Here is a 3,909-nt window from a genome sequence, read left to right on the forward strand (position 1 = left end):
TCCATCGCGACGCCGATCGCCTTGCCGCCCGCCTTGTTGATCTCGTCGGCAACCGCATTCGCGCCATCCTGGTTCAGATCGGCGATCGCGACGGCCGCGCCCGCCTTCGCGAGCTCCAGTGCGATTTCCTTGCCGATGCCGCTTGCGGCGCCCGTGACGACTGCGGTCTTGCCGCTCAGATCTGCTGCCATGTCCGTCTCCTTCCGTTATCGGATCGAAAAAGCACGCCCCGCTGCACCCGCGTTCGTCGCGCGGTCGTGCAGGTGGGCCAGCCGCTATTGTGCACGATCGGCCCCGCCGTTCGCGCGCAAAACGTCTAAGCTTAAGGTCGGTTCCGGGTCGCGGGAGATTCTCATGCACTATCGACGGCTAGGCCGCTCCGGCCTGCAGATCAGCGAGCTTTCACTCGGCTCGTGGGTCACCTACGGCAACCAGGTCGATCAGCGAGTCGCCCGCGAATGCCTCGCGGCGGCCCGCGATGCGGGTATCAATTTCTTCGACAACGCCGAGGTCTACGCGGGCGGCAAATCCGAGGAAATCATGGGTCAGGCGCTCAAGTCGCTCGGCTGGCCTCGCGTCAGCTACCTCGTGTCCACGAAGTTTTTCTGGGGTCTCGCGGAAGCCCCGAACCAGTACCACACGCTGAACCGCAAATATCTGCTGAACGCGATCGACGGCTCGCTGCGCCGGCTGCAGCTCGACTATGTCGACCTCGTCTATTGCCACCGCCCCGATCCGAACACCCCGATCGAGGAAACCGTCTGGGCGATGAGCGACATGATCGTGCGCGGCAAGGCGCTGTACTGGGGCACGTCCGAATGGAGCGCCGACGAAATTCGCGCTGCGTACGAGATTGCCGAGCGGCACCACCTGCACAAACCGGTCGTCGAGCAGCCGCAGTACAACCTGTTCCACCGTACCCGGGTCGAGCGGGAATACGCACGGCTCTACGACGATTACGGCCTCGGCCTGACCACCTGGAGTCCGCTGGCATCGGGACTGCTCACCGGCAAGTACCGGAATGGCGTGCCACCGGGCAGCCGCGCGCAACTGCAGGGTTACGACTGGCTCCGCGACCGGCTGACGGATCCGGCCAGCAACGACGTGGTCGAACGGCTCGGCGGAATTGCGGCAGAACTCGGCTGCAACACCGCCCAGCTCGCTATCGCATGGATACTCGCGAATCCGCGCGTGAGTTCGGTCATTACGGGGGCCTCCCGGATCGAGCAGATCGGCGACAACATCCGCGCACTCGACGTTGCCGCAAAGCTAACGCTTGAGGTCAAGCAACGCATCGAGGAGGTCGTTGGCGACGCATACGAGTAAGGCGGCTCACGTCCACTCGCGTACAATACGCGGCCGCATTGGCGCGCGGCCCGACGGCCGCGCGCGGCGATCGTCCGTTTTCATCGATTCATCCTTCGTTTCAGGCAGCCAGCCATGCTCAGTTATCGTCACGGTTTTCACGCAGGCAACCACGCGGACGTGCTCAAGCACGCCGTCGTCGTCCAGCTGCTGCGCTACCTGAACAAGAAAGACAAGTCGTACTGGTACATCGACACGCACGCCGGCGCCGGCGTGTATTCGCTGCGCGACGGTTATGCGGCCAAGACGGGGGAATTCGACACCGGCATCGGCCCGCTGTGGGACGACAAGAACCTGCCCGAGGCGCTCGGTGATTACATCGACGAAGTGCGCGCGCTGAACGACGACGGCGAGCTGCACTACTATCCGGGCTCTCCGTATCTCGCATGGCGATTGATGCGCGAGCAGGACCGGATGCGCCTGTTCGAGATGCACACGACGGAAATCGACGTGCTCCGTCACAACTTCCGTGACGCGGGGCGACGCGCGATGATTTTCGCCGGTGACGGCTTCGAGGGCATCAAGGCGCTGCTGCCGCCGCCGCCGCGACGCGCGCTCGTGCTGATCGATCCGTCCTATGAAGACAAGAAGGACTACGCGCGCACGGTGACCTGCGTAACCGAATGCCTGAAGCGTTTCGCGACCGGTTGTTATGCGATCTGGTATCCGCAGGTTGCGCGGGTGGAGTCGCAGCGTTTTCCGGAACAACTCAAGCGACTGCAGCCGAACAACTGGCTGCACCTGACGTTGACGGTATCGAACCCGCCAGCAGACGGCCTGGGACTTTATGGCAGCGGAATGTTTATCCTGAATCCGCCGTACACGCTCGCGCAGAGCATGAACGAAGCGCTGCCCTATCTCGTCGAACACCTGGGACAGGACAGCGGCGCCCGGTGCCAGATCGAGCACCGCGGAAACTGAGCGAGCGGTTTGCCGTTACGGCTGCGGTCTCGGGGCGGGTCTTGGCTGATTCGCAGGCGACACGCCCCAGCCCGGCACATTGATATACGGCGCGACAAACAACGGGACCGACGAATTCGATCCCTGCCCGGCCGGCGTTCTCATGCCCGCGGGTTCAACAATCGGCTCTGGCGATAGCGGAGCCGTTTGCAACACCAGCCCCCCCTTGCCATCCTGGATCCCGCGTTGCGTATCGAGAATCAGTGGTTTGGATGAAGTCGCCGCACCGGCCGCCATGCCTTGAATGAGCATCGCAGTGCCCAGAACGAGACGCGCGCGGAAACCGTGACGCACATCGAGACGCAAGCGCATGGTCGTATTTTCTCGGCTGAAAAGCAGGTCCATACCATAGCGCCGCGCCGACGATTTCGCCAGATCCGGCGTACAAAAAACAAAGCCCCGTCAATACGGGGCTTGCTTTTCGTTCGGTGCCACGTGGCACCTGACGGTAACTCCGATTACAGCGAGTAGCCGTTGGTTTCGAGCGAGCGGATGCGGCTCTCGAGCTGGACGATGTCCGACGACGTGGCGAGGTAAGCCTCACGGCGCTCGCGCTCTGCGGATTCGAACCAGTTGCTCAGCTTTTCGACGATGTAGGCGATCATGATGTTCTCCAAGGAAGGGGGACCCCTGGCGAATCAAGATTCAGGGATTTCCCGTATAGGGTTATCCCGAATTATAGCGGTGCTGCACCAAGATACCAGTGAAATGCTTGCATGGACGCCATTCCAATTCGGAATGGATTATGAAGCATCCACCTCAACTCACTGATTTTTAAAGATATTGACTCGAGGTTCATTTCGGGCCTCGAGGGTGTGCACTAATCTGGCTCACCGACCGGATCGGCCAGACGCGCCAGGATCGGGCATTCGGGGCGCCCGTCACCGTGACAGTGCGCGGCGAGATCGGCGAGCGTATTGCGCATGTCGCTCAATTCCGCGATGCGTTTGTCGAGTTCGGCCACGTGTTCGAGGGCGATCGACTTCACTTCGGCGCTGGCGCGGGAGCGGTCTTGCCAGAGCGTCAGCAGCTTGCGGATATCTTCGACGAGAAAACCGAGCCGCCTTGCCTGGCGGATGAAACGCAGGATATGGACTTCTTCCGAACCGTAGATCCGGTATCCGGCATCGCTACGCTTGCTCGGTGCAAGGAGGCCGACCTGTTCGTAGTAGCGGATCATTTTTGCGCTGACGCCGGATTCGCGCGACGCGTCGCCGATATTCATTCCTGCCCTCTTTCCATCAAGCACTGGTTCGAACATGAACGTCGACACGAGCGACCGTCGACGACACTTCGATCGTATCAAAAGCTGAGTGAAAAGGACTTTGCTAGAAGTCGATTGGCCTTACCGAAGGGGGCAGATCTGGTGCGACGTGCATGAGGATCCTGCCTGGCCAGCTCACCGGCCTACCGGCGCCAGCGACCAAGCCAACACCTGGCGGCCATCGCCCTTTTCCTTTTCCGGCGCCATAAATGCAAAAACCCCCGCCTTTCGGGCGGGGGTTTTTGGCTTAGGGAGCCTGACGATTACCTACTTTCACACGGGAATCCGCACTATCATCGGCGTAGAGTCGTTTCACGGTC

General features: G+C 61.4%; 6 protein-coding genes. 2 read left to right on the plus strand and 4 right to left on the minus strand.

Features of this window, described 5'->3' with window-relative positions:
* Window positions 1-191, minus strand: a 191-nt coding sequence (locus DIE15_RS36385; protein WP_124835861.1) for an SDR family NAD(P)-dependent oxidoreductase, incomplete at its 3' end; no start/stop codon positions are given.
* A 163-nt stretch (window positions 192-354) separates the two neighbouring features.
* Here DIE15_RS36385 and DIE15_RS36390 point away from each other — a divergent pair.
* Together DIE15_RS36390 and DIE15_RS36395 are read left to right on the plus strand one after the other, a co-directional pair.
* Window positions 355-1,326 (plus strand): aldo/keto reductase, encoded by a 972-nt coding sequence (locus tag DIE15_RS36390; protein WP_057930282.1) that lies wholly within the window; start codon window positions 355-357, stop codon window positions 1,324-1,326.
* A gap of 114 nt (window positions 1,327-1,440) precedes the next feature.
* Window positions 1,441-2,286, plus strand: a complete 846-nt coding sequence (locus tag DIE15_RS36395) for a 23S rRNA (adenine(2030)-N(6))-methyltransferase RlmJ (RefSeq protein ID WP_057930283.1) — start codon at window positions 1,441-1,443, stop codon at window positions 2,284-2,286.
* Window positions 2,287-2,301: 15 nt separating this feature from the next.
* Here the strand turns inward: DIE15_RS36395 and DIE15_RS36400 are convergent, their stop codons facing one another.
* From DIE15_RS36400 to cueR, 3 genes are all read right to left on the minus strand, one after another.
* Window positions 2,302-2,670, minus strand: a complete 369-nt coding sequence (locus tag DIE15_RS36400) for a hypothetical protein (protein WP_057930284.1) — start codon at window positions 2,668-2,670, stop codon at window positions 2,302-2,304.
* 113 nt (window positions 2,671-2,783) lie between these two features.
* Entirely contained in the window at window positions 2,784-2,930 is a 147-nt protein-coding gene (locus tag DIE15_RS36405; protein ID WP_006478295.1) for a DUF3563 family protein, read from the minus strand.
* A gap of 215 nt (window positions 2,931-3,145) precedes the next feature.
* Window positions 3,146-3,550: a Cu(I)-responsive transcriptional regulator gene (cueR, locus tag DIE15_RS36410; protein ID WP_057930285.1), complete on the minus strand. Its 405-nt coding sequence runs from the start codon at window positions 3,548-3,550 to the stop codon at window positions 3,146-3,148.
* Window positions 3,551-3,909 lie beyond the last annotated feature (359 nt).

This window comes from Burkholderia sp. Bp9031 (assembly GCF_003857965.1).
Classification (GTDB): Bacteria; Pseudomonadota; Gammaproteobacteria; order Burkholderiales; family Burkholderiaceae; genus Burkholderia; species Burkholderia ambifaria_A.